This is a genomic window from Bacillus sp. B1-WWTP-T-0.5-Post-4 (assembly GCF_009183795.1).
GTDB lineage: Bacteria > Bacillota > Bacilli > Bacillales > Bacillaceae_G > Bacillus_A > Bacillus_A cereus.
The window spans coordinates 311,365-336,909 of the sequence record NZ_WEIJ01000003.1 but is presented as its reverse complement, the minus strand read 5'-3'; the positions used below and the strand labels follow the sequence as shown (position 1 = coordinate 336,909).

Below are 25,545 nucleotides of genomic sequence, written 5' to 3'. Positions count from 1 at the left end.
TAAAGGATGCTATAAAATTTGTATTTCTCAACTTTTTTCTTACAAGGATAAGTAAAATTCTTCGTATATTCCAATAATCATAAGGGAATTTACAACATTTATTCGTTTCTGTAAGATGCATCTAGGAAGCGTGAAAGGAGGGCTTACATAACAGTATAGGTTGTCTTTAGTATATATAATCATTTTGAGGGGGAATTTAAAATGTTTAAAAAGTTAATGAAAGTATGCGTGTTAAGTGCGGCAAGTATAGGTGTATTATTTAGTTTCCAAGGAAGTACATTTGCAGCTACTGATTTAAGCAGTTATTATGACGGGAAAAATCCAGCAACAACGAAAGTATACGGGGGAAGTACGACGTGTGATGCAGATGGATTTAATGCAAAGTCTACAGCAGTTTATGAAGGTAGTAAAAAAGTAGGAACAGTGTATTTACGTTACAGTAATAAATGTCATGCAGCATGGTCTAAGCTTGTTTTAGATCAACCAGCTCCTTCTGTTTCTGGAGGGGTATATGCTTACGCTGTTATTAATAAATATAAAAATGGTGTATTCCAAAAATCAGTAGACTCTAATAGTGGCAATGGAGCAATAAAAACAGGACAAACGAGTACGTATACAGGAATGGTGTTTGATTTAACTGCTGATTTTGGTTATACAGCTGATGCCGAAGCGGTGACGATTAATAACGGCTACGGGAAAACTGGACGTTATTAATAAAGGAGTGGAATTCTATGAAGCTTTTTAAAAAGGTAAGCGCATGTCTTTGTCTGGCATTGCTCATCGTAACTAGTGTGTTTAGTACGACCAACAATGATAAAGCATACGCAGAAGACCATTCATATGATGGGAAAAGTCCTTATTATAATAGCTGTGATCAATCCGCAGTAACGAAAGAAAAGAAGTGGATTGATTCAAATTCTTATGTAGAATTAAAATTTAGCACGACATGTAAGACAGCATGGGCGAAAGTTACTGTAACTCGCCTGGCAATTTATAATAATGAAGCTGATGCAAGGATTGTTAGAAAAACAGATGGAAAGGCATACACTTGCGGAAGTGCTGGAGGAAATGGTGTTGTAAATAAAGGGCAAACATCATGCTATACGCCAATGGTATATGATTTAGATCCAAGAAAGGCACAAGCACAAGGGAAACATGCCATTCCGAATAGTGATGCATATAATTATGCGGAGACTATTTGGTATTGATACGATTATACATGTTTTAAGAGCTGTTATTTGATATAAAAAAAGAAAGAGCCTTACTGCATTTTATTGTGGTAAGGTTCTTTAAAATTGTTTAATAGATTAAGTACATCCATTTACAAAGATCTGTCTATATAATCGCTTTTAAGTATGGCCATAATAATTTCATCTGAGTATGTATCGTTATAAAATAAAGATTGACGTAAGGTTCCTTCTTTTACAAAACCAACTTTTTCATAAGCTTTAATTCCGCGTAAATTATGGCTAAATACTTCTAACTGTAAACGATTTAATGATAGTTGTTCAAAAGCAAAACTTAAAACTATTTTAATAGCTTCAGTTCCATAGCCTTGTCCTGTTAATGCTATTGAAATCATTGATATTCTGAATCCTGCTCTTTTGTTCTCCTCATCGATATCTAAAATCGACAACTCTCCAATCATCTCGTCAGTACTTTGTAAACAAATAGCGAAATCATAGCGACTTGAATCATTATTTATATGATCTATATGTTTCGTAATTTGCTCCAATGAAAAAGTGGACTTAGTTCCAGTCATATATCTTATTTCATCATCCATTGTACTTTCTAATATAATAGGAGCATCTAGCTGACAAAGAGGCCTTAAATAAATTCTTTCGCTCTCTAATCTCATTATAATTTTCTCCTTTAGTTAGTAATTGAATGTATAAATACTTAAACTTTCTTCAATGAGTTACATAAAAAATATGAATCTTAATTCGATGTTACATGAATTTTATAATGGTATGGTATACCTAAAACAAATAATAAAAGTTTTATACACAACAAAATGTATCAACGAGTTTTTTGATCATACTATTATTCTTGCTGCTCATTCCGCTTTTAAATGAACACGAATGTATTAACTAAGGTCTGTATCAGGAGGAGTATATCCAAGGTGACGAGCCATAGATACAATTTGTCCTTTATGGTGAAATTCATGCGTCTCCGTATGAGTTAAAAGCCATAGCGGAGTTGTGCTCCAAGGTTCTTTTTGCCATTTCACTTCATTTGCTATATTTTCGAGCCAACGGTCATTGTATTCATCTAAAAAACGTTGTACAGTCTCATCTACTAACTTAAATCTAGCGCGAACTTTTTCCACATCTGCATGCTCAATTTCGTAATCGCTAGCAAATGAAAAATCTGCTCTTTTTTGCTTGAATGCGAATGATCCAAGCCAGTATCGATAGCAATCGGCTACATGAATATGAGTCTTTATAATGCTACCGCTTCCGAAATTAGAAACTGTGCTATGTAATTTTTCTACTGGGATTTCTTCCAAAAACGAAAATAGAGTTTCTCTTGTAGCACTAATAAGATTATATTGTTGTTTTAAAATATGTAACATGCAAGTACACTCCTCTTTTATTAACATAGTAAGTAATTCTATATTTACGAGGAGTGAACCTTTTTATTATTTTTAATAAGCATATTAGATGTATTTCTTATTTGTTTCTGATAGATTAAACAAGGTGAAACCTTAATAAGTTGAACATTCTTAGTTCATAATAAATTGTACATCAAGAAGGGGAACGATAAAATGAATAGACTAGTGGGTTTAAAACAATTTGAAATAACGCGCGGGGCGTTACTTAAATTTATGGAAACGTTAGATGATAAAACTGTGGATACGCAGCCAGAGGGTTTTAACAATACAATTCGTTGGCATATTGGACACGTGTTAACAGCAGCAGAGACTTTCATGTTCGGAAGAGAATTTAAACAATTGCCAACTGAATATCCAGGTATGTTTGGATATGGATCAAGACCATCTAAATGGACGACAGAAGGACCATCGTTAGAAGTGTTAACGGCTCAATTAAAAGAACAAGCAAAACGTATTAACGAAATTCCAGCAGAAGCATTTGAAAATAAACTGCCAGAGCCATTCCTAGGATTGGAAACAGTAGGGGAGCTTTACGGTATGATGCTTTATCATGAAGCTGATCATATTGGGCAAATGAAGGCGATGGAACGTATTATTAAAGCTCTTTAGTCTTAATTGCATATAACAAGCAATACAGTTGTAATGTTAAATAATATATACAAAAAAGGTAGATAAATTATTATCTACCTTTTTTGTATAACTTCTTGAAGGATTAGAGAATTTTATAATTTTTTATGTGGTGATTATTAATTATAGTATTCCTAAATATGGAATATACGTATAATGATAGAGAAGAACTAGAAATAGGGGTGAATACTATGATTACATTAGAGAAAAAGTTGGAGCAATATAAACATACATATGTACAGTTAAAGGGAGAACTAAAATGGAAAACGAGTGATTCTCGAACAGGAATGATGATTGCTGCTATGTATGCAGGTAGTGATAAATTGTTTGATCTCGGACGTTTTTTAGAAATTAGTAGTTATATTAAGAATCAGGTAGGGATGTTTTCATACTTAAAGTCTTATCATCGTTTTGTAGTGGCCGCAACATTAGATATTCACTTTACAGATTACAAGAAAGCTTTTCGGACGTTTTTAGATTTATATGAACAATTGGTCATTGGTGGCTTTAGCCGGAGTATATTTACTTATCTCGCAGCAGCTGTGCTTTTGACAGAAGAAGATGAACAGCATGGCGCGCACATTCAGCGTTCGATGCAAGTATATAAACGCATGAAAAAGGATCATCTCTTTCTTACAAGTACAAATGATTATCCGCTCGCAGTTTTATTAGCAGGACAATCAGAGCATGTAGAAACACTTATGGACCGAGTGGAACGTCTTTATCAGAAACTAGCGACAGCTGGTTTGCGTAAAGGGAATGATCTTCAATTCTTGAGTCATATTCTTTCATTAAAGAAGGAGGTCAGGGAAGAACTATTAGTTGCAAAATGCACAAATATATGGAATTTGTTAAAGCAAGAAAAGGTAAAAGTAAAACAGATGCATTACCCAGCTATTGGGCTACTAGCGTTACTCGAGGACGGAGAAAAAGAGATTCATTCTATTCGAGCATTTATTGAAAAATTGCAGGGGGATAAATTGTTCCGTTGGCATACAGATACAAATATTCTTATTGCTATTCAACTGTTCGTAAGTCAGAAAGGTGAGGAAAGTAAAGCTACCAACACAGGTTTACAAACAATGATAGAAGTCCTCATACAAGCACAACAGGCAGCCATGATGGCAACGATTGCTGCTTCATCTGCAGCAACATCTTCTGCTAGTAGTGGTTCATAATGTGCAACTGCTTATGCTCTTGTAAATTATAACTCCTTTGATAAGGTCGGTTTAAAAAATATTACTAAAAAAAGCCCATCACTCTCTAATGAGTGATGGGCTAATTGATTTTACATAATCAGCATTATCTTTTTGATTCCTTCAAATGTTTGAGCTGCGTGACAATCATAATGCTAATAACAACTAATAAAAACCATGAGCTAATTTTGCTTAAGTGAACGAGGTTCCATGCTTCCCGTTGATTTGGATATTGCCATGCACCGAAAAATGTTGCGATGTTCTCTGCAATCCAAATGAAAAATCCGATAAGGAAAAAGGAGAGAACGAGTGGTATTTTATATGTAACGCCTCGTAATGAAAATTCCACAAATGTCTGAAAGAAAACGATGAATAGAAGTAAAGTTAAGAACCATCTAAAATCGTATAGAAAATGATGCGTAAAAAAATTGAAGTAAATCATTGCTCCTAATGGCACGGTAAAAATAGTTTTCGGCCAATGATGCATTTTTAAATGCAACCTTCTCCAGGCTTGACATATGTAACTCGCGACACTCGCATACATAAAACCGCTGTAAAGCGGAACTCCAAAAACCTTCGAATATGCCTCTTCGGGATAACTCCATGAACCGAAATGTACTTTATATATTTCTAGTAAAAGGCCGATGAGGTGGAAGATGGTAATTACTTTTAGTTCGTCTTTTGTTTCAAGACCAGTCTTGTACATAATCCACTGCATAAGAAGGCATACGATGAGTATGAAATCATAGCGGTATAACCCTGGGATCGAAACGATTTTTGAAAGGGCTAGTGTTAAGAAAATAACGACTGGGAATAAGCAGGATAATGCTTGTTCATAAGTAAAATAGAGTAGTTGTTTTATATATAACATTGCATCACCTTGGATATTTTTATTTGAAAACTCAAAATAATGATTAAGTATACTACACTTTTAAAAATAAGCTAGTAGTCTATTTTGCGTGTATTTGTAAGTTTTGGAAGGGAATTGTAATAAGTATTTTAATATTTAGCGAAGTGAAAAAATAGTTTGCTATTTAAAAAAAGTGGCGATATAATATCTAAATGAAAATGATAATTATTATCAATAATAATTACAAATAAAAAATAATTATAAAAAACAACTGAATATAAAGGATGAAATGAAACATGTTACATAAGCCTGCTGTATATGCTGGCAATAATCGCTGGCTACATATTAAGTTCATATGTTTCATGAGCTTAACAATTTTATGTTTAATCGGCTCTATATTTTTAGCTGTTGCATTTGGTGCAAAGGATATCCATTTGCAAACCGTATGGACAGCGGTTTTTGACTATAATCCGAAATTAACGCAGCACCAAATTATTTATGAATTAAGGCTCCCGAGAGTAATTGGTGCAGCAGTTGTAGGGGCAGCTTTTGCGGTTGCTGGTGCTGTTATGCAAGGTGTAACACGAAATCCTTTAGCTGATGCAGGTGTACTTGGAATAAATGCAGGTGCGATGTTTGTAGTAGCACTTAGTTTTGCTTTTTTCCCACATATGCCGTATGCCTATTTAATGATTGTTTCCTTTATTGGAGCTGTCTTAAGTACAGTACTTATTTTTGTTATTGGATCAGCAACATCAGGCGGGTTAACACCAATGAGGTTAACGATTGCTGGAGCGGTTATGGCAGCGCTTTTACATTCATTAAGTTCAGGTGTTGCGATTTATTATGATTTAAGCCAAGATTTAGCGTTTTGGTATGCTGGTGGTGTTGCAGGGGTTAAGTGGGAACACTTGAAATTTTTAGTCCCTATTATTCTTATAACGATTATTTTCGCGACAATGCTAGGGAGATCTATTTCACTCATATCAATGGGAGATGATGTTGCTACAAATTTAGGAGTGAAAACGAACCGAACGAGAATACTAGGGATGATTATAGTAGTTATTCTGGCAGGTGTTTCTGTTTCAGCTGTTGGTTCTATTGGATTTGTAGGACTAGTTATCCCGCACATTGCTAGAAAATTAGTTGGTGTTAATTATAGACTCATTATTCCTATGTCAGCATTATTAGGAGCTATGTTATTAGTTGTAGCTGATTTAGGGGCAAGAACAGTAAATCCTCCTAAGGAACTTGCGATAGGGATTATGGTAGCTCTTGTTGGAGTTCCGTTCTTCCTCTATATAGCACGTAAAGTTGGGAGGGAGTTATAAGTGAAGGATCTTTTTAACACGGATAAAAAGAGAGCTATTACTGTAACTACAATCTTCGGATGTATAAGTATCGCTGTAATTTTAATTAGTTTAAATACAGGGACACTGAGTATAGCGCCACTTAGAGTAATTGAAACACTTTTGGGTTATGGTAATTTTGAGAGTGCAACCGTGCTATATGATTATCGTATGCCAAGAATAATAGTCACGATGTTAGCCGGTATTGGTCTTGGTATTTCCGGTGCGATTTTGCAAGGGTTATCACGTAATACACTTGCAGATCCTGGTATTTTAGGGTTGCATTCAGGTGCATCTTTCGGTCTTATCGTATTTGTTACTCTCTTTCATTCTATTAATGAGAGTGCATCCATTTTAATACCGTTATTTACATTTGGCGGAGGAGTATTAGCTGCATTTCTTATTATTTTACTTGCGAGTGATCGGTCGAAAGGTTTACTTCCCATTAGACTTATTCTCGTTGGTATTGCAGTTTCAGCTGGCTTTAGTGCAATTTCGTTATTTTTCTCTCTCAAGTTAAATGATGAGACGTATACATTCGCTTCTAGATGGCTAGTTGGTAACGTGTGGGGAAGGGATTGGATTCATGTCTTTGCATTATTACCTTGGATTTTCATACTAACCCCTTATGCGTGGCTAAAATCTAAAACGTTAAATGCATTGTCACTAGGTGATAGTGTAGCGGCAGGACTTGGTGTTTCTGTTCAAAAAGAACGGTTATTACTATTAGCTACAGCAGTTGGATTATCTTGCGCAAGTGTATCGATGGCAGGAGGGATTGGTTTTATCGGTTTAGTTGCTCCGCATATCGCAAGGAAGTTAGTAGGTACTACATATCAACACTTTCTTCCTTTAGCTGGCATTATCGGAATGATTATTTTAGTGCTAGCAGATACGATAGGTCGTTCTATATTTGAGCCAAACTCTATTCCAGCTGGTGTAGTAGTGGCAGCTTTAGGAGCACCGTATTTTCTTTATTTACTTACAAAAACAAAATAAATACTTCAAAGAGGAGAACATATGAAAAAGAAACTTACTATTTTATTTAGCATGATGTGTATTTTAGTATTAGCAGCATGTGGTCAAACGAAAGCTAATGAAGAAGCAACGAAAAAAACGGAAAAAAGTAATGACCCAAAAATTGCTTCCATGTCTATTCATTTAACGAATGATTTACTTGCATTAGGAATTACACCAGTAGGTTCTGTTATTGGTGGAGATTTAAAAGATTTCTTACCGCACGCTAAAGAGAAGTTGAAAGATACGAAGAAGCTTGGTGTTGTAACAGATCCGAATATGGAAGCGTTACTTCAATTAAAGCCAACTGACATTTATGTTGATGAAAAATATGCTGGTAAAGATGTAGCGAAATACGAAAAAATTGCAAAAACACATTCTTTCAATTTAGATGAAGGTACGTGGAGAGAGCATTTAAAACAAGTTGGTAAACTTGTAAACCGTGAGAAAGAAGCAGATAAATATATTAAAGATTACGAAGAGCAATCAAAACGAGTAAAAGGTTTAATAGATAAAGAGCTAGGTAATAACGAAAAAGTAATGGCAATTCGCGTTACTGCAAAAGAATTGCGTGTATTTAGTACGAAAAGACCGATGGGACCAATTTTATTCCAAGACTTAGAGTTACAGCCTGCAAATGGTGTAGAGAAAATTGATGGAAACCGTCCTTTCGAAGTCATTTCACAAGAAGTATTACCTGACTTTGATGCAGATGCGATTTTCGTTGTTGTAAATAGAGATGATAAAGCAAAAGCAGCATTTAAACAACTTCAAGAAACGCCAATTTGGAAAGACTTAAAAGCAGTTAAAGGCAAGCATGTATACATTATCAATGATCAACCATGGCTTGACTATTCTGCTTTAGGAAACAAAATGGCAATGGATGAAGCGGAGAAAATGTTTACGAAATAATATAGTTTTGCTATTAGGAAAGGCCCTCTAAATTTGGAGGGCCTTTCTATTATTGTTAGAATAAATAAAAAATTATACAATGAAGTTAATTCAATATGGAGGAGATGTGCCAATGTCAGTGCTTATTGTAAGTATCCCGTTTATGAAACAGTTTATGGAACAAGGGGATAAATAGGCTAAAATAAGTATCCCTGTTATTTAAAAGGGGGAGTTTGAAATGACAATGAATCTTTTTCGAAATAAAACGATTAAATTATCAGCTATGAGAGAAACAGATGCTGAAGTAATGGCTATGTGGCAAGAAGATAGTGAGTATTTAAGAAATGTTGATACAGATGTAGCATTCCCGCAATCTTTAAATGAAATAGCAAGTGATGGGTTATTAAAAGGACGGAGATCGAATAGTGTTTCTTTCATGGTAAGGACAGTTCAAGAAGCTCGCTTAATTGGTTTTGTGGCGATTCATAGTATAGAGTGGAATAACAGAACAGGTTTATTAGCCATTGGTATAGGAGATGCGAATGATAGAGGAAAAGGATATGGGAAAGAAGCAATACATCTTATTCTAAAGTATGCTTTTTATGAATTGAATTTACACCGCATCGGTCTCGATGTTATTTCGTATAATAAACCTGCCATTGCATTGTATAAAAAGATGGGTTTTGAAATGGAAGGCTGTATGAGAGAAGCGGTTCAAAGAGATGGGAAGTGTTTTGACCGTATGATTATGGGGATATTGCGGGATGAATGGATAGAGCGGCAAGGTTAGAAAGTACATTCGAAATTATATATGTAGTATGCAGGAGATATAATGGTAATTGGCGAAAATTTACAGTGTGTTGATTGAATTTATAAGGAGTCATGCAAAATGAATTTAGAAAAGGAAAAACCAGTAAATGAAGAGGTCGCCGAATTAAAAGAACTTATTAAAGAGTTACACGGAAGTGTGCACCAACTTCAAAGTGAAGTGCAGCAACTAAGGCACGAAAGACCAGTTGTTGAAGTGAGAAAAGGTGTTCAATTATCACCAACAATTGTCGGACAAATTGGTGGTATGATTTTAGGTGGTTTAGCAATTATCGGTATATTTTGGTGATGAAAAAAGGTTTGCAGCATGATGCTGCAAACCTTTTTGTATTTGACGATATAATTTCATGCAATACAACTTTTACATTAAATAACGTAAATATATATAGGCATGTGATAACAAAAGTGCAACAATAGTTAATGGTAAACCAATTTTTAAGAAGTCCATATAAGAGAATCCATGTCCTTCACGTTTTGCAATACCAGCAACGACTACGTTTGCAGATGCTCCGATTAGTGTTCCATTTCCTCCTAAGCAAGCTCCAAGGGATAACGCCCACCAGAGTACTTCGATTTGCGGAGAATCGACAGATAGTCCGAGTCCTGTAGCTAAGTCTTGAATAAGAGGAATCATCGTTGCGACAAATGGGATGTTGTCGATTGTCGCAGATGCGATGCCAGATACCCATAAAATAAGTATAGCTGCGAATCCGATGTTACCGTTTGTTACGTCGATTACTTCTCTTGCAAGTGAAGAGATAAGTCCGATATCAATTAACCCGCCAACGAGAACAAATAATCCGGCGAAGAAGAAAATGGTAACCCATTCAACGTGGGCAAATACATCTTCAATATCATGTTCTTTCACGCCGATTAACATAAGAAGTGTAGCGCCTGTCATCGCGATAACAGCAGCGTCTACATGAATAATCGAATGAAGTACGAAGCCTAAAATAGTGAGTCCTAAAATCGAAATAGATTTTAAAAGGAGGCTTTGATCTTTAATATAATCTTTTTCGTTTAATGCCATTAGTTTTTCGATTTGTTCAGGTGTTGTTTTTAGTTTGTTACGATACATGAAGTAAATAATGCCAAGTGTCACGATAGAAATAATAATTACGATTGGAGCTAAGTTAATTAAAAAGGCGTTAAAGTCTAAATGCTTGTTTGCTGATCCAATCATAATATTAGGTGGATCACCGATTAATGTTGCTGTTCCGCCTATATTTGAAAACAGCACTTCTGAAATCAAATAAGGCACAGGATTTACTTTTAAAATACGTGTAATGGATAATGTAACAGGAACGATTAATAAAACAGTCGTTACATTGTCCAAAAATGCTGATCCGACGGCAGTTAATAGGGATAGTAATAATAAAATGCGAATCGGTTTTCCGCCAGCTGCTTTTGCCGCTTTAATGGCCACAAATTCAAAGACGCCTGATTGACTCGTAATATGTACGAGAATCATCATCCCAATTAAAAGGGTAATCGTTTCCCATTGAATATGTGATGTGAAAGCAGTATGTAAATCTACAACTCCAAAAATAATCATAATAGCAGCACCGAATAGTGCGATTACAGCACGATTCAATTTCTCAGAAATAATAAATCCGTACGTGATTAAAAATACGGCAATTGCAAAATAATATTGCCAATTTGCTACTTCATGTGCTGACTGTTCCAATCATGTCACCTTCTTTAAATTATGTATTCAATTGTCGAAATGTATCTCGCTGCAATAATACGGGATAAAATATATTGTAGCAAATTCAAAAAAGAAAGAAAACTATTTAACAAAGTGAAGGAAAAAATGTATTTTTTACATATCATATAAAAAATATAAAAAACACAGTGCAAATTATTAGGAAAAGTGAGCGTTGTCCTCTAATATAGAGATAGCAATTTACATTATTTTTGCGTAAAATGGTTTAAAGAGGTGAATTCCGATGGAAATAGTAAAAGATAGTTCTCTTATTCAAAATGAAATTGAACGTTTTGTAAATAAAGATGTATATATTCATTTAGAAACGACAAACGGAGCGTATGCATCACACATAAATGAAAAGATGATGACAGTTGGTGCTTTCATTCGAAATGCGATTATCCGTTTTGAACGCGGGAAGATAACTGGAACAAATCCATACCGAGTTGGTCTGAAAATGGATCACGGTTGGGTATATGCTGAAGGTATTACGCACTGGGAAGTAGACGATCAAGAGCGTTTATTATTAGCTGGACATGATAATTTAGGTCGTCTAGCAGTTGCACTTGAGTTAAGCTTAACACCATTTAAGTAAGAAGGAGGGAAACTTATGGAGAGACATGTACTTGTTGTATTTCCGCATCCAGATGATGAAGCATATGCTGCGGGAGGAACAATTCGCTTATTAACAGATCAAGGAGTACCTGTAACGTATGCATGTGGTACTCTAGGACAAATGGGACGTAACATGGGTAAGAACGTATTCGCTAACCGTGAAACGATTCCACATATCCGTAAGAAAGAATTGAAAGATGCTTGTGAAGCGATGGGTATTAAAGATTTAAGAATGCTTGGCTTCCATGATAAAACGTTAGAATTTGAAGATGTTGATTTCGTTGCTGACAAAATTGAAGCAATCATTCAAGAAGTAAATCCATCTCGAATTATTACATTTTATCCAGAGCACGGTGTACATCCAGATCATAATGCATTTGGCCGCGCTGTCGTTCGCGCTGTATCACGTATGCCAAAAGAAGAGCGCCCAGTTATTCATGCTGTTGCGATTACGAAAAATCGTGAAGCAGTATTAGGAGAACCGGATGTTGTAAATAACATTAGTGAAGTATTTGATCATAAATTAACTGCATTAGGTGCGCACCGTTCACAAACAGAAGCAATGCTTGAAGACACGCATGCAAAAATAAAAAACAAAGATGCAGCAACATTAAAATGGCTGCAACTTGAACAGTTTTGGACTTATAAATGGGAGTAGGCTAGAAGGATACCTTCTAGTTGCTCTTACATAGAAAAAGCGCCGTCACTTGTGATGGCGCTTTTTCTTTTTGAAGACTATACATTTTTTAGGGTGCTTCAAAATTTTTAAATTAACGTGCAGTATAGCCTCCATCAACAAGAAGTGTTGTACCGTTAACAAAACTAGCATCATCACTTGCTAAAAATAAGACAGCTTTAGCGACTTCTTCTGGTGTTCCAAGTCTGCCTTGCGGATGAAGTGAAGCTAAATATTCTTTCTGTTGAGGATTAACACTACCCAGTAAAGGGGTGTCAATATAACCAGGGCACACCGCATTAATACGTATTCCATATTTAGCGTAGGCAGTACATAAATTTTGAGTTAATAGTTTCACACCACCTTTTGCAGAGGAGTATGCTGTTGGGGTAGGTAATGAAACAAAACTATGAATCGAACCAGCGTTAACGATGACACCACCTGTACCTTGTTTAAGAAATTGTTCAATCGAATATTTATCAGAAAGGAATACCCCAGACAAATTAATATCAATAGTTCTTTTCCATTTTTCATAGGATAATTCGTTTGCCGGTGCATCATCAGCAACGCCGGCATTGGCATACATAATATCTAATTTACCGTATGTACTTACTGTCTCATGAATTAGCTGTTTAATATCTGTCTCTTTTGTTACATCGGTTTTAATAAATAACGTATTATATCCATGTGCATTCAATTCATCTGATAGTTCTTTTCCACGTTCAGAAAAGTCAGCAATAACTACTTTTGCACCTTCTTCGATAAAAAGACGAACAGTAGATTCGCCAATTCCACTTGCACCACCAGTTATGATTGCCACTTTGTCTTTTAATTTCATATAAACCTCTCCATTCATCAATGAATTTAAGTCGAATTTTTAAATCTTGTTACTAAACTATTAACCTTAAATAGTAAGTAGATAGAAGAAAAAGCTCGCGTTTACTTAATCGTGAGAGTGCTATTTTTTCTTTAGTGTACTTTTTGATACAGTTATGGACGAAAATATTAATTTGGTCAATTTTATCATTAGATTGAATATTTGGTAAAGAGCTCTCGAACAGAGCGAGTAAGGATGTTGAAAAAGTAAAATAAACATTCAGTATTATTTGTAGGGTAAGGAACAAAGGGGAGAGATGCATAACGAAAACTACTACTCTAGTTAAATAGGAAAAAGCCTTGCAGGGGGGCAAGGCTTTAAACAGGGTATTAAAAATGATTGATTTATTAAGAATAACTTCTTCTTGTGAATAAACTAATTTTAGCATAATAACTCATATATATGTGTTACGAATTTGTGAATAAAAACTCAATGATAAAAGTATGAGTGAAAGGAAATAATGTATATGAGAAGCGTATATTTTGAATTATTTAATAGAATAATATATATTTATATTGATTTAATGATTTTAGTTTGTTAAAAATGGGGAAATCGATATGAAGGTTAAATTTGCCGTAATAAAAGATGAGAATTTTGATTGTAGTTTATTGGAAACAAAATTATTGAAAACTTTTAAAGAAGTAGATTGTGAAGCAGATATTGTAAAGGTTGAGGATGAAATTTTTGAAAACAATGATATACAAACGTATTTATCAGAAATAACCATTCATGTTACTGGAAAAAATATTGGATATAGATCCGTTTCAGCCAGTATATTTATTGTTCTAGAGAGTTTATCAATACAGCTATTTCGTATTCATATTAGTATACTTTAAGCACTTCAAAAAGTGACTTCTTCAGAAAATCATACTGATTATATTGAGTTGTAAATATGAAAACAATAGAAATTATCGTAGGTGCTTCAGAATGTTGGATTGCACCTTGTTTGTTGTTAAATAAACAAGGGATTCTTTTTTTAATTTATCTTAACGCTGATTTATATAGAAGATAGGAAACATGTGAATAATTCAATTAGATTGTACAAATAATTTGGTACGCGGATATACGCAATGTATTCACAGGTAAGAGGGTTGTCTCATAATATATATAGATTTTTCTATTAAGATGAACAGAGGGTGTGAATATATGGAAGATGTTTACGCTAAAATTGACAGTCTCAAGGCGGAGCAAAAAGAAATTATGAGAGACATTCGAAATTTAGAAACGCGTACTACTATTAATGAGAAAGACATAGCAACAATCAATAAGCAATTAGAAAAAATAAGTACAAACACTACTTGGATTTTGCGAATTATTATTAGTGCGATAATAATGTCAGTTTTAGGATTGATATTAAAAGGGATGATTTAAAAGAAAGAGGGGAGCTCCCTCTTTCTTTTATGTAAATGAGAAGCTATAAATTTTCCGTTTCCTTTTCATCTGCATACTTATCCTCTAAGGAAATTAATAGAGGGATTGATATAGTTACAAGAATGATTAAAGTAGTTATAAAAGATTTAGAAAGAGAAAAAGAACCTTCAATTAAGGGTGATAAAAACTTGAATGAAAGTATGCTTGTTATTAAGGAAATTACTAAAAAGCTCAAAAGAGATATATTTTTATTCTTTATAGATGTCTCTATAAAGTCTTTAACACAGGTTATTACGACAAATATAGTTAATATGATAAGAGAAACAAAATAATGTGTTAAATTCGTCATACTAATAGTAGGATCGTCTATTATGTAAGCAAGTAACTTAGATACTAATATTCCTCCAAACAATAAAATAATAAAAGCAAGTAATCCTTCCGATATATAAGTGCTGAAATTGCCTTTCTTGTTAAAGAGTTTATAGTTTAGAGTAGATTGGGTTATTTGAATTAGGAATAGGGTAATAATCCATACATAATATACAAATGGTAATTCTCCTGAGAATAGAGAAAGTAGAAAGTTTACTACTGTCCTTAAAATTTCAATCATTACGAAAGGCCTCCAGTTTGTAAGCTTGTGACATTAAAATATGCTAGTCTATCGTTTAATAATTAAACTTACTAATTCAAACTATTTCTAATTATTCCATAAAAAGGTGAATGCATCAAGTTATCTTTTTAACAATTCTCCAAGGCCGAGCACTAGTAAAAGAAACGCAGAATGTAATATAATTGAAAAAGTATATTTAAAAATCGATGTTAATATTACCCTCCTATAAGTATTAACATACGTAATTGAGGTGTTTTCTTTGTTGTTTTATGAACGGATTTCTATCATGGCCCCTCCTGTTCCGTAGCTAAGGAAAGTCTTTTTATTTCTGAGATTTTCAAAGTTATAGGAGGGTATGAAAAATGAAAAAAGTCTCAGTACCATCACTTTTGTTAATGATTGTTCTTGTCGCATTTCCGCAAATTAGTGAAACGATTTACACACCGTCTTTACCAGACATTTCAAAGGCGTTACATGTAAGTAATAATGAGGTGCAGTTAACACTTAGTGTGTATTTTGCTGGTTTTGCGTTAGGTGTATTTTTTATTGGGTGGTTATCAGATATAATTGGTCGTCGCCGGGCGATGTTACTTGGAATTGTCGTATATGGCGCTGGGAGTTTCTTATGCTATATTGCAAGTTCCATTGAAGTTTTATTGATAAGTCGTTTTATTCAAGCGTTTGGAGCAAGTGCAGGATCCGTGGTTACACAAACGATTCTTCGGGAAAGTGTAGAAGGGCATAAGCGGCATGTTATGTTTGCTCAAATCTCGGCAGTCATTGCTTTTACACCAGCGATAGGACCGTTAATTGGTGGCTTTCTTGATCAAATGTTTGGATTTAAAATAGTATTTTTAAGTTTAGTAGTTATGAGTATCGGTATTTTTCTGTATACGTTTGTTTCTCTCCCTGAAACAAAAACGGTCTCAGTAACGAATAAAATAAATGTATTTTCAGTCTCGAAGAGGTTAATTACAAATCCGAAAGTGGTAACATATGGGCTGTTAATTGGAGGAGCAAATGGTGTTTTATTTAGCTATTATGCAGAAGCGCCGTTTATCTTTATTGAATATTTTCAATTATCGCCTAGTATGTATGGATTTCTAGGAATTGTTGTTGCATCTGCTTCTATTGTTGGAGCGAAAATTTCAAAACGTTTACTTGCTACTTATAAACCAGAGAAAATTATATATATCGGTTGTCTCGTAATGACAGGGGGAGCTATCCTTTTATCTGTTATTACGTTTATTGGATTAAATCCGAATGTAATATATATGGTTGTATTTTTAATAGCAATGTTTATATTGTTATTAGGGATTGGAGTAGCGTTACCTAACTGTTTAAGTTTAGCGTTAGTAGATTTTCAAGATGTCATTGGTACAGCAGGTGCATTGTTTAGTTTAGGGTACTATGTAATTGTAACGATGACAATTTTGGGAATGAGTCAGCTGCATACAGGCTCGTTACTAGTGATGCCACTTTATTTTCTGGTTATTGTAGTTATAATGGTAGTGTTTACTAGGGTATTTATCTTTGGTAAGCAAACTTCGAAATCGATTTAAATATGAAATTGTAAAAGAGTCTCATTTTTTAATGAGACTCTTTTATATTTTGGCTGGGGTAAAGAAGTTAGTAGTTTATTAATATATTAAATTTCTCATTGGTATATAAATCGAATGTGTGGGGAATTACGTTATTAACTATAAAGGTTGAAGTATTTGAGATATGAAACCGAGGAAGAAATACTCTCCTCGGTTATTTATATTGTAATAATATACATGCCGGAATCATATTGAATAGATGTATTTTATTGTTAATTTAGTTAAAAATTAATCAGACTTATGTATAATAATTTATTGAAAAAATAATTGAATTTTTCAGATTAATGAATTAATATAAGGTAAGTAATTTTAAGATTTATAGAATATTGGAAGATGAAAGGTTTTGAGAATTTTATTAGGAGCGCAAAACGATTTTAGGATAGCTTTAAAGCTAGTGTAAAATGACGTTTGCTTCATCATTTTCAGGGCCGAAAGGAATTAGGGGAAAGCATCTTGTGTTAAAATGCGGCTATGAATCATCTAAGAGGGGGAAGTGAAGTGGCAAACAAAGAATTGAAAAGAGGTTTAGAAGCACGTCATATTCAAATGATTGCTTTAGGCGGAACGATTGGTGTTGGTTTGTTTATGGGGTCAGCCAGTACAATTAAATGGACAGGTCCGTCAGTAATGCTTGCTTATGCAATTGCAGGTATTTTCATCTTCTTCATCATGCGTGCCATGGGAGAAATGTTGTATATGGAGCCAAGTACAGGCTCATTTGCGACGTTCGGTCATAAGTATATTCACCCGTTAGCTGGTTATATGACAGCGTGGAGTAACTGGTTCCAGTGGGTAATCGTTGGGATGTCAGAAATTATTGCGGTTGGAGCATATATGCAATATTGGTTCCCGGACTTACCAGCTTGGATACCAGGTGTAATTGCAATGGTTATTCTTGGCGCAGCTAACTTAATTTCTGTTAAGTCATTTGGTGAATTTGAATTTTGGTTTGCGATGATAAAAATCGTTACGATTCTATTAATGATTATTGCGGGATTTGGACTTATTTTCTTTGGAATTGGTAACGGCGGAGAAGCGGTTGGCATATCTAATCTTTGGTCAAATGGCGGTTTCTTTACAGGTGGTTTCTCAGGATTCTTCTTTGCTTTATCACTTGTAGTTGGTGCATACCAAGGTGTGGAATTAATCGGTATTACTGCTGGTGAAGCGAAGGATCCAAAGAAGACACTTACAAGAGCGATTCAAAGTACAATTTGGCGTATCTTAATTTTCTATATTGGTGCTATTTTCGTTATTGTAACTGTGTATCCGTGGGATCAATTAAGTACAATTGGTAGTCCGTTCGTAGCAACTTTTGCGAAAGTTGGTATTACGGCAGCTGCTGGACTTATTAACTTCGTTGTAATTACAGCAGCAATGTCTGGTTGTAATAGTGGTATTTATAGTGCTGGTCGTATGCTTTATACGTTAGGTGTAAATGGACAAGCACCGAAATATTTCACGAAACTTTCTGGAAATGGTGTACCTTTATTTGGTACAGTTGGCGTAATTATCGGTCTGGCGGTTGGTGTTGTTTTAAGTTACATCGCACCGAAAAACTTATTCGTATATGTATATAGTGCGAGTGTACTTCCTGGAATGGTACCATGGTTTGTCATTTTAATTAGTCAAATTAATTTTAGAAAAGAAAAGGGAGCAGAGATGAAAGATCATCCGTTCAAAATGCCATTTGCTCCTGTTACAAACTATTTAACAATTGCCTTTTTAATTATGGTATTAATCGGAATGTGGTTTAACGATGATACTCGTATTTCATTAGTTGTAGGTATTATTTTCTTAGCTATCGTTACAATTAGTTTCTATGCTTTCGGAATAGGAAAGCGAGCTCCGTTAGACGTTCAAAATAATAAAGAGATTTCAAGTAAATAAAGAAAAGGCTGTTCATCTGGAACAGCCTTTTCTTATTGTTGTTATTTGTCGATAAATCGATATAATTTGATTTATGATAGATATATTTGAAAAATCGTTGATATATTGTACGTTATGATAGATATATTTGAAAAATCGTTGATATATTGTACGTTATGATAGATATATTTGAAAAATCGTTGATATATTGTACGTTATGATAGATATATTCGAAAAATCGTTAATATAACTTCACATACTATCTGTCACTATCATGATTAAAATTTCTCTAATACGATTTTCCCAATGGTGTGCCCGCTTTCAAGTAGTGCATGTACTTTCTTTAAGTTTTCAGCGTTAATCGGTGTTAATGTTTCATTTTTATGTAAACTGTACTGATAGTTTAGAAGGAGTTTATTTCTAAAAAGAAGAATTTTTTACTGTATTACTTTATCCTAAACTAAATGTAAAGGTGGATACATAATGACAGTAAAGAAACTTTATTTCATCCCAGCAGGTCGTTGTATGTTGGATCATTCGTCTGTTAACAGTACGTTAACACCGGGAAAATTATTAAACTTGCCGGTATGGTGTTATCTTTTGGAGACAGAAGAAGGTCCTATTTTAGTAGATACAGGTATGCCAGAAAGTGCAGTTAATAATGAAGGGCTTTTTAACGGTACATTTGTTGAAGGACAGATTTTACCGGAAATGACTGAAGAAGATAGAATCGTGAATATATTAAAGCGTGTAGGGTATGAGCCGGACGACCTTTTATATATTATTAGTTCTCACTTACATTTTGATCATGCAGGAGGAAACGGTGCTTTTACAAATACACCGATTATTGTGCAACGAACGGAATATGAGGCAGCACTTCATAGAGAAGAATATATGAAAGAATGTATATTACCGCATTTGAACTATAAAATTATTGAAGGGGATTATGAAGTGGTACCAGGTGTTCAATTATTGTATACGCCAGGCCATTCTCCAGGCCATCAGTCGCTATTCATTGAGACGGAGCAATCCGGTTCAGTTTTATTAACGATTGATGCATCGTACACGAAAGAGAATTTTGAAGATGAAGTGCCGTTCGCAGGATTTGATCCAGAATTAGCTTTATCTTCAATTAAACGTTTAAAAGGAGTTGTGGCGAAAGAGAAACCAATTGTTTTCTTTGGTCATGATATAGAGCAGGAAAAGGGTTGTAGAGTGTTCCCTGAGTATATATAGTGCAAAAAGTCATGAGTTCGCGTGCTCATGACTTTTTCGTTTAAATAATTTTTTTAAATAAATTATAAACTTTTTTTGAACTATCTTCGTTTAACTGATAGTACGTAAGGTTTACATCATCAGGAGTATCTTGCTGAGCAATCATCACTTCGCTGCTGTGATGATCAACTATCCATATGAAATATTTTTTATAAGTTCCATCCTCGAAAGTAATCCACATATCACAATCTATTAAATCTGATCCTTCTTCATCCAATGTTAATTTGCCTTTTTTTGCGGTATTCATACTGTTAATAAATGTTTTTAATTCATCTGTTTTTGTGAGAAAGATATCCTGTTTTGTTTTAATTGATTCGACATGTATATCTTTTATTTCCTGTTTACCTAAAAAAACAGGAGGCTCATTTGGATCTCGCGAGCTTGAAATAATAGTAGCTTTCTTTTTCGGTTTATTTGCAGTATAGAGATCTTGAATAGATTTTCCCGAGTTTATAAACCATACAATTCCACAAATAATCAATACACTACCTAGCAATAAAATAATTTTTTTAATAGGATTTTCTCCTCTCTATTACTTCGTGTGAAGAGCTTTTCTATTAATATATGATAGGTAAGCGTAAAGTATTATAGTTGAACTTGGTTATGCTTCACAGTTTTTATCGGGCGATCTATGAGTAAATTGTAAGTGAGCCCAATTAATACGAAAATGCCACCGATAACTTTACCAATTGAGAGTTCATTTGTCAGGAAGAAATCAATAATAGTCCCCGCAAATAATTGTCCGATAAAGATGAGTAATGTTAAATAAAAGGCTGATATTTTAGGAGTAATATAGTTGGATAATGAAATAACGATAACGCCTACTAATCCGCCTAAGTATACGGCGATAGGAATAGATTGCAACTTATGAATAGGGATATACAATGAATCTGAACTGAAAATTAAAAATAACATAGAGAAAAATAATCCAGTAATATAATTGAAAAACGTGCCTTCCCAGTTTCCAATTTCCTTTGCTAAATTCGCGTTAATAATTCTAGCAACGACGATAGAAACACCAGCTAAAATAGCGATCGTAATATATAACATATTTTTGCCCCCATTAATATATTGTCATGATAATAATCCCAGAAGAGATGAATACTAATCCAACTAGTTTTTTCTTTTCAAACTTTGCAACTTTCATTCCTAATAAGCCGAAATGATCGATAATGATGGAAGCAATGGATTGGCCGAGTAAACTTAATGCGATCGTAATAGAGGCACCAAGGACGGAGAAACTTATATTATTAAAAAGAACAGTGAATACTCCAATCGCTCCAGCGCTATATAAAAAAAGCGGAATACCTTTATCGAAATGAATTTTATGTTTGTTTAAGATTAAAACGAAAATAACTGCAATTAAACCGACAAGGTGAATGACCACGCTTGCTGTGTACTTGCCAATTAACTCAGATAAAATCCCATTCAGTGGAAGCATAACGGCGATGAGCACACCAATAAAGACAGAAAGAAAGTTATACAATGTAATATCCCCTTTGTATTTCATATTTGTAATGACTGTATCATGCTGAAATTGTGTATTGTTATGACATATGTCATAGTGGAAGAAGAAAATTTTGATTACAATGGGGATGAGTTGTAAAGGTGGGGAACTATGAAGAAAGTATGTAATTCTATTAAATTAGCAGAGTATATGAAGAAAAATAATATTGATTCATTTTTTAGTCATGATATGAAGCCATATATGGAACTTATATTTTTTAAAAAGAATGAGTTTATTTGTAGAGAAAATGAAGAGATAGATTATTTATATTTCTTTGTTGAAGGAAAAGCGAAAGCGTTTAACACATTAAGTAACGGGAAATCCGTATTACTGTGTTTTTATGATAGTTTGCAGTTACTTGGAGATGTGGAGTTAATTCATTCCCAAAGGATTACTTCAAATGTACAAGTAATGGCAGATTCATATTGTGTTGGTTTACCATTAGGAAAAGTGAGAAATCAGCTATTTCATGATGCGAAATTTTTAAGATGTATTTGTGGATCGTTAGCACATAAGTTAAATCGACTTTCAAAAAATAGTACAATTAATTTATTGTATCCGCTTGAAAATAGACTTGCGAGTTACATGTTAGCAGCAGGGGAACGAGCAGTTCAGCATGAAAATAGAATTGTGTTTAGTGGGAATTTAACGGAAATAGCGGAATTGTTAGGAACGAGCTATCGGCATTTGTTGCGAACATTAAATATTTTTTGTGATAAAGAGATAATAAAGAAGAACGATGGATGCTATGAAGTAGTAAACGTGGATGTTTTGAGAGAATTGGCAGCAGATGTTTATAAATAGGAGGAGAGTATAAATGATAACACCTATATTTAGAATTTTTGATATTGAAAAAGCAAAACTATTTTACTTAGGTTTTTTAGGATTTAAACTGGATTGGGAACATCGGTATGAGGAAAATATGCCATTATATTTGCAAATTTCGTTACAGGATGCTGTGATACATTTATCAGAACATCATGGTGATGCCTCACCAGGTGGTGCGATTCGGATCAAAATAGATGATGTAAAGGATTATCATTCTGTATTATTAAGTAAAGAATATGCTTATTCGAAGCCGAATATAGAAAAACACCTTTGGGTACAATTGAATTAACTGTAATTGATCCGTTTTCAAATAGAATTACACTGTACGAGGAAAAATTGTAGAAATGGAATGAAGAGTAGTTCATAGAGCAGTGAACTGCTCTTTTTTATTTTGAGTAGATATTGAATTATATAAAAATAAAATGTTATGATTATGGAAACGTATGAATATATGAACAAGTATTCATACGTTTAAGAAGAGGAGGGATTAGAATGAAAGATCTAATTATTATTGGGGCGGGTCAAGCTGGATTAACAATGGGATATTACTTGAAGCAAGAAGGGTATAATTTTTTATTACTTGAGGCAGGAAAACGAGTTGGTGATTCATGGAGAAATCGATATGATTCTTTGCAGCTTTTTACCCCAAGGTCTTACAGTAGCTTGCCGGGTATGGCGTTAATAGGTGAAAAAAATGAATTTCCATATAAAGATGAAATTGCAACTTATTTAGAAAAATATGCAAGACATTTTCAATTACCGGTACAATTACAAACGGAAGTTCTAAAAATAAAGAAAGAAAAAGAAATATTTGAATTATATACTCCTACAGAAATTTTACAAACGAAAAAAGTTATTATCGCATCAGGTGGTTTTCAGCAACCATTTATTCCCTCAGTTTCAGCAAATCTATCATCACATATTTTTCAAATACATTCATCACAATATAGATCATCATCGCAAATTCCACAGGGAAAGGTACTTGTAGTAGGTGGCGGAAATTCAGGAATGCAAATAGCAGTAGAACTTGCAAAAACGCATGAAGTTATGTTGTCTATTAGTCATCCTTTAACGTTTTTACCGTTACAACTTTTTGGAAAAAGTATTTTTAATCTGCTAGAAAAAGTGGGTTTATTGTACGCTGAAATAAATACAAAGAGGGGAAGATGGTTTCAGAAGAGAAAGGACCCTATTTTCGGTTTTGAAGGTAAGAAACTTATTCGTAATGGAGCAATCAAACTGCAAGAAAAAGTAGTAAGTGCATCAGGAAATAACATTATGTTTCAGAATGGTGATACTTATAGTGCAGAAAGCATTATATGGTCAACTGGTTTTGTTCAAAATTATAATTGGATTGAAATTAAACAGGCAGTGAATGAGAAAGGATTTCCTAATCATATAAAGGGAATCAGTCCAGTAAAAGGATTGTATTATATCGGATTACCGTGGCAATCTCAAAGGGGTTCCGCACTTATTTGTGGTGTAGGAAAGGATGCAGCGTATGTACTTTCTGAAATCAAAAAAATAGATCAGTAGCGATAACTACTGATCATCCATATGTACATGAATTAGGAGAGGTCAAACATTTATTAACTTTATTATAATAGATTTTCATAGAATTAAAAACTGAAAATTCAAATTTCATGTTGAGAAAGTTTTTTGTATCGAAATATATGAAAAAATAGGGATTTTTATTAAAACAGAAAAAGATATTTCTATTTTAGTAAATTATGATATAGTCTAAATAATCGTGTTTTTCCATAAATGTAATTATTTTCATTTTAGTTTTGTTTATATGAGGGAAGGAGAAGTAATTATGAAGTTTGATGATCAACGCTTACTAGGAGTACGATTAGGTTCTGTGCTTGTGACAGAGGAAAATCAATATTTAGTAATTAAGAAAAAAGATCATTATGCACTATTAAATATACATAATTTAGAATGCACACATGTTGAAGTGCAGTTAGAACATTTGGAAGAAATGTTGCGGGAAGATTTCCAAGAAAGTATAACGGAGATTATCGCACCAGAACATATAAAAATTGTTGCGAAAAATGTTATATAAATAAAGAAGCTGGAAGGAACAGCTTCTTTATTTTCATTATAAGGATAACGTTTTTACAACCTCACCAATGATCCCTTCCATTTGATGAACACCTAAATCGGAATTAGTCATAATAACAGCACCATTCCCGCAGTATGGATAACAAACCATCATACATTGAAATCCAACGCCCCATCCAAGTGAATATATTTGTAAGTCTTCATTTGAATCATCTAGAAAAACACCTAATCCAGTCCATTTTGAGCAACCTTGAGAAGAAATCATGTCTATTACTAATTTTTGAGAAAGTTTTAGTTTGCCCTTTCCTTGTAAGGAATGAATGATTTCAATAACTAAAGCTGATAAGTCAGTTGGTGTTGTCCAAATACCTGAAGCAGCTGCAAATGGATAAAATGGATACTTCTCATTTGTTACAGTTCTATCTTTATTATGTCCGCAAGCAAAAACGTCGGTTTTATCTATGTCTTGTGGAGAGAAAAGTGTACTGTTTTTCATTTGTAGTGGCTGGAAGATGTGTTCTTCTAATAACTGACTAAATAATCTTCCTGTAATATCTTCAAGTAGTAGTTCGGTTATACAAAAGCTTGCGTCTGAGTAGTGAAATCCACTTTCTGGTTTATAAGTTACCTCTATAGGTACGGGACAATATAGTGTTTTACCAGAAAGGAGCTCAGACATATTAGGTAATCCTTTTGCAGGTGTATAATGTTCAAAACTATTAGGTGGATCAATGAGTCCAGATTGATGGCTTAATAAGTTTCTCAAAGTGATGCTTTTTTGTGAAGTAAATAGATTAGTAGGAATGTTCCAAGATGTGAGTTTATCATTTACGTCTTCATCTAAATGCACGATACCATGCTCTGATAATGTTAGTACGAGCATTGTAGTGATGAATTTGCTGATAGAACAAGAATTAAAGAGAGAATTTGTAGTAACAGCTCTAGTTGTTCCAGCTTCAAGTGTTCCAAAGGCAGTCGCTTCATCTAGTTTGCCATTATGTATAATAGCGAGGCTTAAACTTGCAACGGAATATTGATTCATTTTCTCGTATATATTGCTACTTTTTAAGTTCATGGTGACTCCTTTCTTTAAAGACAGAATATTATTTTTATTATACAGTAGTAAAAAAAAGAAAACACTTCTTCATTCACCAATGAAGCGTTTTCTTTTTTTG

General features: G+C 33.8%; 29 protein-coding genes and 1 pseudogene. 20 read left to right on the top strand and 10 right to left on the bottom strand.

Features of this window, described 5'->3' with window-relative positions; all coding sequences use genetic code 11:
• Nucleotides 1–201: 201 nt before the first annotated feature.
• Together GBN91_RS12485 and GBN91_RS12480 are read left to right on the top strand one after the other, a co-directional pair.
• Nucleotides 202–714: a DUF2690 domain-containing protein gene (locus tag GBN91_RS12485; protein ID WP_044307094.1), complete on the top strand. Its 513-nt coding sequence runs from the start codon at nucleotides 202–204 to the stop codon at nucleotides 712–714.
• A 17-nt stretch (nucleotides 715–731) separates the two neighbouring features.
• Nucleotides 732–1,208, top strand: a complete 477-nt coding sequence (locus GBN91_RS12480) for a DUF2690 domain-containing protein (protein ID WP_016123103.1) — start codon at nucleotides 732–734, stop codon at nucleotides 1,206–1,208.
• 113 nt (nucleotides 1,209–1,321) lie between these two features.
• Here the strand turns inward: GBN91_RS12480 and GBN91_RS12475 are convergent, their stop codons facing one another.
• Together GBN91_RS12475 and GBN91_RS12470 are read right to left on the bottom strand one after the other, a co-directional pair.
• Nucleotides 1,322–1,858 carry a GNAT family N-acetyltransferase gene (locus GBN91_RS12475; RefSeq protein WP_113302961.1) on the bottom strand — a complete coding sequence of 179 codons (537 nt, stop codon included), beginning with the start codon at nucleotides 1,856–1,858 and terminating at the stop codon, nucleotides 1,322–1,324.
• Nucleotides 1,859–2,086: 228 nt separating this feature from the next.
• Entirely contained in the window at nucleotides 2,087–2,575 is a 489-nt protein-coding gene (locus GBN91_RS12470; RefSeq protein ID WP_006925360.1) for a DinB family protein, read from the bottom strand.
• Nucleotides 2,576–2,767: 192 nt separating this feature from the next.
• Here GBN91_RS12470 and GBN91_RS12465 point away from each other — a divergent pair, with 192 nt between their 5' ends.
• Both GBN91_RS12465 and GBN91_RS12460 read left to right on the top strand, forming a co-directional pair.
• Nucleotides 2,768–3,223, top strand: a complete 456-nt coding sequence (locus GBN91_RS12465) for a DinB family protein (protein WP_001081123.1) — start codon at nucleotides 2,768–2,770, stop codon at nucleotides 3,221–3,223.
• 158 nt (nucleotides 3,224–3,381) lie between these two features.
• On the top strand, nucleotides 3,382–4,419 hold the full coding sequence (locus GBN91_RS12460; protein WP_152121571.1) for a DUF4003 domain-containing protein: 1,038 nt from the start codon (nucleotides 3,382–3,384) through the stop codon (nucleotides 4,417–4,419).
• 124 nt (nucleotides 4,420–4,543) lie between these two features.
• Here the strand turns inward: GBN91_RS12460 and GBN91_RS12455 are convergent, their stop codons facing one another.
• Complete coding sequence (locus GBN91_RS12455; RefSeq protein ID WP_113302959.1) at nucleotides 4,544–5,308, bottom strand: DUF817 domain-containing protein; 765 nt, start codon at nucleotides 5,306–5,308, stop codon at nucleotides 4,544–4,546.
• A 275-nt stretch (nucleotides 5,309–5,583) separates the two neighbouring features.
• Between GBN91_RS12455 and GBN91_RS12450 the strand changes: the two genes are divergently transcribed.
• The 5 genes from GBN91_RS12450 (at nucleotide 5,584) to GBN91_RS12430 (ending at nucleotide 9,661) form a co-directional block, all read left to right on the top strand.
• On the top strand, nucleotides 5,584–6,618 hold the full coding sequence (locus GBN91_RS12450) for a FecCD family ABC transporter permease (protein WP_113302958.1): 1,035 nt from the start codon (nucleotides 5,584–5,586) through the stop codon (nucleotides 6,616–6,618).
• On the top strand, nucleotides 6,619–7,635 hold the full coding sequence (locus GBN91_RS12445) for a FecCD family ABC transporter permease (protein WP_113302957.1): 1,017 nt from the start codon (nucleotides 6,619–6,621) through the stop codon (nucleotides 7,633–7,635).
• A 21-nt stretch (nucleotides 7,636–7,656) separates the two neighbouring features.
• Nucleotides 7,657–8,565, top strand: coding sequence for an iron-hydroxamate ABC transporter substrate-binding protein (locus GBN91_RS12440; protein ID WP_086388728.1), 909 nt, complete (start codon nucleotides 7,657–7,659; stop codon nucleotides 8,563–8,565).
• Nucleotides 8,566–8,782: 217 nt separating this feature from the next.
• Nucleotides 8,783–9,334 carry a GNAT family N-acetyltransferase gene (locus GBN91_RS12435; RefSeq protein ID WP_086388727.1) on the top strand — a complete coding sequence of 184 codons (552 nt, stop codon included), beginning with the start codon at nucleotides 8,783–8,785 and terminating at the stop codon, nucleotides 9,332–9,334.
• Nucleotides 9,335–9,433: 99 nt separating this feature from the next.
• On the top strand, nucleotides 9,434–9,661 hold the full coding sequence (locus GBN91_RS12430) for a coiled-coil domain-containing protein (protein WP_017673084.1): 228 nt from the start codon (nucleotides 9,434–9,436) through the stop codon (nucleotides 9,659–9,661).
• A 72-nt stretch (nucleotides 9,662–9,733) separates the two neighbouring features.
• Here GBN91_RS12430 and GBN91_RS12425 read toward each other — a convergent pair whose 3' ends face one another.
• Nucleotides 9,734–11,059 carry an ArsB/NhaD family transporter gene (locus tag GBN91_RS12425; protein WP_152121570.1) on the bottom strand — a complete coding sequence of 442 codons (1,326 nt, stop codon included), beginning with the start codon at nucleotides 11,057–11,059 and terminating at the stop codon, nucleotides 9,734–9,736.
• A 262-nt stretch (nucleotides 11,060–11,321) separates the two neighbouring features.
• Between GBN91_RS12425 and GBN91_RS12420 the strand changes: the two genes are divergently transcribed.
• Nucleotides 11,322–11,672 carry a YojF family protein gene (locus GBN91_RS12420; protein ID WP_000407045.1) on the top strand — a complete coding sequence of 117 codons (351 nt, stop codon included), beginning with the start codon at nucleotides 11,322–11,324 and terminating at the stop codon, nucleotides 11,670–11,672.
• Between the two features lie 15 nt (nucleotides 11,673–11,687).
• Nucleotides 11,688–12,350, top strand: coding sequence for a bacillithiol biosynthesis deacetylase BshB2 (gene bshB2, locus GBN91_RS12415; protein WP_000439483.1), 663 nt, complete (start codon nucleotides 11,688–11,690; stop codon nucleotides 12,348–12,350).
• Nucleotides 12,351–12,462: 112 nt separating this feature from the next.
• Here the strand turns inward: bshB2 and GBN91_RS12410 are convergent, their stop codons facing one another.
• Complete coding sequence (locus GBN91_RS12410) at nucleotides 12,463–13,206, bottom strand: SDR family NAD(P)-dependent oxidoreductase (RefSeq protein ID WP_016123096.1); 744 nt, start codon at nucleotides 13,204–13,206, stop codon at nucleotides 12,463–12,465.
• Between the two features lie 596 nt (nucleotides 13,207–13,802).
• On the opposite strand from GBN91_RS12410, the gene GBN91_RS12400 reads away from it, so the two are divergent.
• Both GBN91_RS12400 and GBN91_RS12395 read left to right on the top strand, forming a co-directional pair.
• A complete protein-coding gene (locus tag GBN91_RS12400; protein ID WP_000865005.1) occupies nucleotides 13,803–14,081 on the top strand; it encodes a hypothetical protein in 279 nt (92 codons plus the stop codon).
• Nucleotides 14,082–14,391: 310 nt separating this feature from the next.
• Nucleotides 14,392–14,616, top strand: coding sequence for a hemolysin XhlA family protein (locus tag GBN91_RS12395; RefSeq protein ID WP_000390462.1), 225 nt, complete (start codon nucleotides 14,392–14,394; stop codon nucleotides 14,614–14,616).
• Between the two features lie 43 nt (nucleotides 14,617–14,659).
• On the opposite strand, the gene GBN91_RS12390 is transcribed toward GBN91_RS12395, so the two are convergent.
• Nucleotides 14,660–15,226 (bottom strand): DUF5823 family protein, encoded by a 567-nt coding sequence (locus tag GBN91_RS12390; protein WP_000570052.1) that lies wholly within the window; start codon nucleotides 15,224–15,226, stop codon nucleotides 14,660–14,662.
• 362 nt (nucleotides 15,227–15,588) lie between these two features.
• Here GBN91_RS12390 and GBN91_RS12385 point away from each other — a divergent pair, with 362 nt between their 5' ends.
• The 3 genes from GBN91_RS12385 to aiiA all read left to right on the top strand — a co-directional run bounded on the left by GBN91_RS12385 (nucleotide 15,589) and on the right by aiiA (nucleotide 19,932).
• A complete protein-coding gene (locus GBN91_RS12385) occupies nucleotides 15,589–16,788 on the top strand; it encodes a multidrug effflux MFS transporter (RefSeq protein WP_000758017.1) in 1,200 nt (399 codons plus the stop codon).
• Nucleotides 16,789–17,325: 537 nt separating this feature from the next.
• On the top strand, nucleotides 17,326–18,717 hold the full coding sequence (locus GBN91_RS12380; RefSeq protein ID WP_152121568.1) for an amino acid permease: 1,392 nt from the start codon (nucleotides 17,326–17,328) through the stop codon (nucleotides 18,715–18,717).
• A 462-nt stretch (nucleotides 18,718–19,179) separates the two neighbouring features.
• A complete protein-coding gene (aiiA, locus tag GBN91_RS12370) occupies nucleotides 19,180–19,932 on the top strand; it encodes a quorum-quenching N-acyl homoserine lactonase AiiA (RefSeq protein WP_152121567.1) in 753 nt (250 codons plus the stop codon).
• 40 nt (nucleotides 19,933–19,972) lie between these two features.
• Here aiiA and GBN91_RS12365 read toward each other — a convergent pair whose 3' ends face one another.
• The 3 genes from GBN91_RS12365 to GBN91_RS12355 all read right to left on the bottom strand — a co-directional run bounded on the left by GBN91_RS12365 (nucleotide 19,973) and on the right by GBN91_RS12355 (nucleotide 21,481).
• Complete coding sequence (locus GBN91_RS12365; RefSeq protein ID WP_000901692.1) at nucleotides 19,973–20,467, bottom strand: YhfM domain-containing protein; 495 nt, start codon at nucleotides 20,465–20,467, stop codon at nucleotides 19,973–19,975.
• Nucleotides 20,468–20,556: 89 nt separating this feature from the next.
• Nucleotides 20,557–21,021 carry a DMT family transporter gene (locus tag GBN91_RS12360; protein ID WP_000965811.1) on the bottom strand — a complete coding sequence of 155 codons (465 nt, stop codon included), beginning with the start codon at nucleotides 21,019–21,021 and terminating at the stop codon, nucleotides 20,557–20,559.
• Between the two features lie 13 nt (nucleotides 21,022–21,034).
• Complete coding sequence (locus GBN91_RS12355) at nucleotides 21,035–21,481, bottom strand: DMT family transporter (protein WP_041183997.1); 447 nt, start codon at nucleotides 21,479–21,481, stop codon at nucleotides 21,035–21,037.
• A 108-nt stretch (nucleotides 21,482–21,589) separates the two neighbouring features.
• On the opposite strand from GBN91_RS12355, the gene yeiL reads away from it, so the two are divergent.
• The 4 genes and pseudogenes from yeiL to GBN91_RS12335 all read left to right on the top strand — a co-directional run bounded on the left by yeiL (nucleotide 21,590) and on the right by GBN91_RS12335 (nucleotide 24,371).
• Nucleotides 21,590–22,282, top strand: coding sequence for a transcriptional regulator YeiL (yeiL, locus tag GBN91_RS12350; RefSeq protein ID WP_000754830.1), 693 nt, complete (start codon nucleotides 21,590–21,592; stop codon nucleotides 22,280–22,282).
• Nucleotides 22,283–22,295: 13 nt separating this feature from the next.
• Nucleotides 22,296–22,648 (top strand): annotated as a pseudogene (locus GBN91_RS12345) (glyoxalase superfamily protein).
• Between the two features lie 150 nt (nucleotides 22,649–22,798).
• The gene (locus tag GBN91_RS12340) at nucleotides 22,799–23,842 is read left to right on the top strand and encodes a flavin-containing monooxygenase (protein WP_000653872.1); all 1,044 of its coding nucleotides are present in this window, start codon (nucleotides 22,799–22,801) and stop codon (nucleotides 23,840–23,842) included.
• Nucleotides 23,843–24,122: 280 nt separating this feature from the next.
• Nucleotides 24,123–24,371 carry a hypothetical protein gene (locus GBN91_RS12335; protein WP_000666948.1) on the top strand — a complete coding sequence of 83 codons (249 nt, stop codon included), beginning with the start codon at nucleotides 24,123–24,125 and terminating at the stop codon, nucleotides 24,369–24,371.
• A gap of 36 nt (nucleotides 24,372–24,407) precedes the next feature.
• On the opposite strand, the gene GBN91_RS12330 is transcribed toward GBN91_RS12335, so the two are convergent.
• Nucleotides 24,408–25,445 carry a serine hydrolase domain-containing protein gene (locus GBN91_RS12330; RefSeq protein ID WP_152121566.1) on the bottom strand — a complete coding sequence of 346 codons (1,038 nt, stop codon included), beginning with the start codon at nucleotides 25,443–25,445 and terminating at the stop codon, nucleotides 24,408–24,410.
• Nucleotides 25,446–25,545: the final 100 nt, after the last annotated feature.

Excerpts from the sequence above, each read along its gene's own strand:
- GBN91_RS12485 (WP_044307094.1), top strand. The coding sequence starts at position 202 with ATGTTTAAAAAGTTAATGAAAGTATGCGTGTTAAGTGCGGCAAGTATA.
- GBN91_RS12480 (WP_016123103.1), top strand. The coding sequence starts at position 732 with ATGAAGCTTTTTAAAAAGGTAAGCGCATGTCTTTGTCTGGCATTGCTC.
- GBN91_RS12475 (WP_113302961.1), bottom strand. The coding sequence starts at position 1,858 with ATGAGATTAGAGAGCGAAAGAATTTATTTAAGGCCTCTTTGTCAGCTA.
- GBN91_RS12470 (WP_006925360.1), bottom strand. The coding sequence starts at position 2,575 with ATGTTACATATTTTAAAACAACAATATAATCTTATTAGTGCTACAAGA.
- GBN91_RS12465 (WP_001081123.1), top strand. The coding sequence starts at position 2,768 with ATGAATAGACTAGTGGGTTTAAAACAATTTGAAATAACGCGCGGGGCG.
- GBN91_RS12460 (WP_152121571.1), top strand. The coding sequence starts at position 3,382 with ATGGAATATACGTATAATGATAGAGAAGAACTAGAAATAGGGGTGAAT.
- GBN91_RS12455 (WP_113302959.1), bottom strand. The coding sequence starts at position 5,308 with ATGTTATATATAAAACAACTACTCTATTTTACTTATGAACAAGCATTA.
- GBN91_RS12450 (WP_113302958.1), top strand. The coding sequence starts at position 5,584 with ATGTTACATAAGCCTGCTGTATATGCTGGCAATAATCGCTGGCTACAT.
- GBN91_RS12440 (WP_086388728.1), top strand. The coding sequence starts at position 7,657 with ATGAAAAAGAAACTTACTATTTTATTTAGCATGATGTGTATTTTAGTA.
- GBN91_RS12435 (WP_086388727.1), top strand. The coding sequence starts at position 8,783 with ATGACAATGAATCTTTTTCGAAATAAAACGATTAAATTATCAGCTATG.
- GBN91_RS12430 (WP_017673084.1), top strand. The coding sequence starts at position 9,434 with ATGAATTTAGAAAAGGAAAAACCAGTAAATGAAGAGGTCGCCGAATTA.
- GBN91_RS12420 (WP_000407045.1), top strand. The coding sequence starts at position 11,322 with ATGGAAATAGTAAAAGATAGTTCTCTTATTCAAAATGAAATTGAACGT.
- bshB2 (WP_000439483.1), top strand. The coding sequence starts at position 11,688 with ATGGAGAGACATGTACTTGTTGTATTTCCGCATCCAGATGATGAAGCA.
- GBN91_RS12410 (WP_016123096.1), bottom strand. The coding sequence starts at position 13,206 with ATGAAATTAAAAGACAAAGTGGCAATCATAACTGGTGGTGCAAGTGGA.
- GBN91_RS12400 (WP_000865005.1), top strand. The coding sequence starts at position 13,803 with ATGAAGGTTAAATTTGCCGTAATAAAAGATGAGAATTTTGATTGTAGT.
- GBN91_RS12395 (WP_000390462.1), top strand. The coding sequence starts at position 14,392 with ATGGAAGATGTTTACGCTAAAATTGACAGTCTCAAGGCGGAGCAAAAA.
- GBN91_RS12390 (WP_000570052.1), bottom strand. The coding sequence starts at position 15,226 with ATGATTGAAATTTTAAGGACAGTAGTAAACTTTCTACTTTCTCTATTC.
- GBN91_RS12385 (WP_000758017.1), top strand. The coding sequence starts at position 15,589 with ATGAAAAAAGTCTCAGTACCATCACTTTTGTTAATGATTGTTCTTGTC.
- aiiA (WP_152121567.1), top strand. The coding sequence starts at position 19,180 with ATGACAGTAAAGAAACTTTATTTCATCCCAGCAGGTCGTTGTATGTTG.
- GBN91_RS12360 (WP_000965811.1), bottom strand. The coding sequence starts at position 21,021 with ATGTTATATATTACGATCGCTATTTTAGCTGGTGTTTCTATCGTCGTT.
- GBN91_RS12355 (WP_041183997.1), bottom strand. The coding sequence starts at position 21,481 with ATGAAATACAAAGGGGATATTACATTGTATAACTTTCTTTCTGTCTTT.
- yeiL (WP_000754830.1), top strand. The coding sequence starts at position 21,590 with ATGAAGAAAGTATGTAATTCTATTAAATTAGCAGAGTATATGAAGAAA.
- GBN91_RS12340 (WP_000653872.1), top strand. The coding sequence starts at position 22,799 with ATGAAAGATCTAATTATTATTGGGGCGGGTCAAGCTGGATTAACAATG.
- GBN91_RS12335 (WP_000666948.1), top strand. The coding sequence starts at position 24,123 with ATGAAGTTTGATGATCAACGCTTACTAGGAGTACGATTAGGTTCTGTG.
- GBN91_RS12330 (WP_152121566.1), bottom strand. The coding sequence starts at position 25,445 with ATGAACTTAAAAAGTAGCAATATATACGAGAAAATGAATCAATATTCC.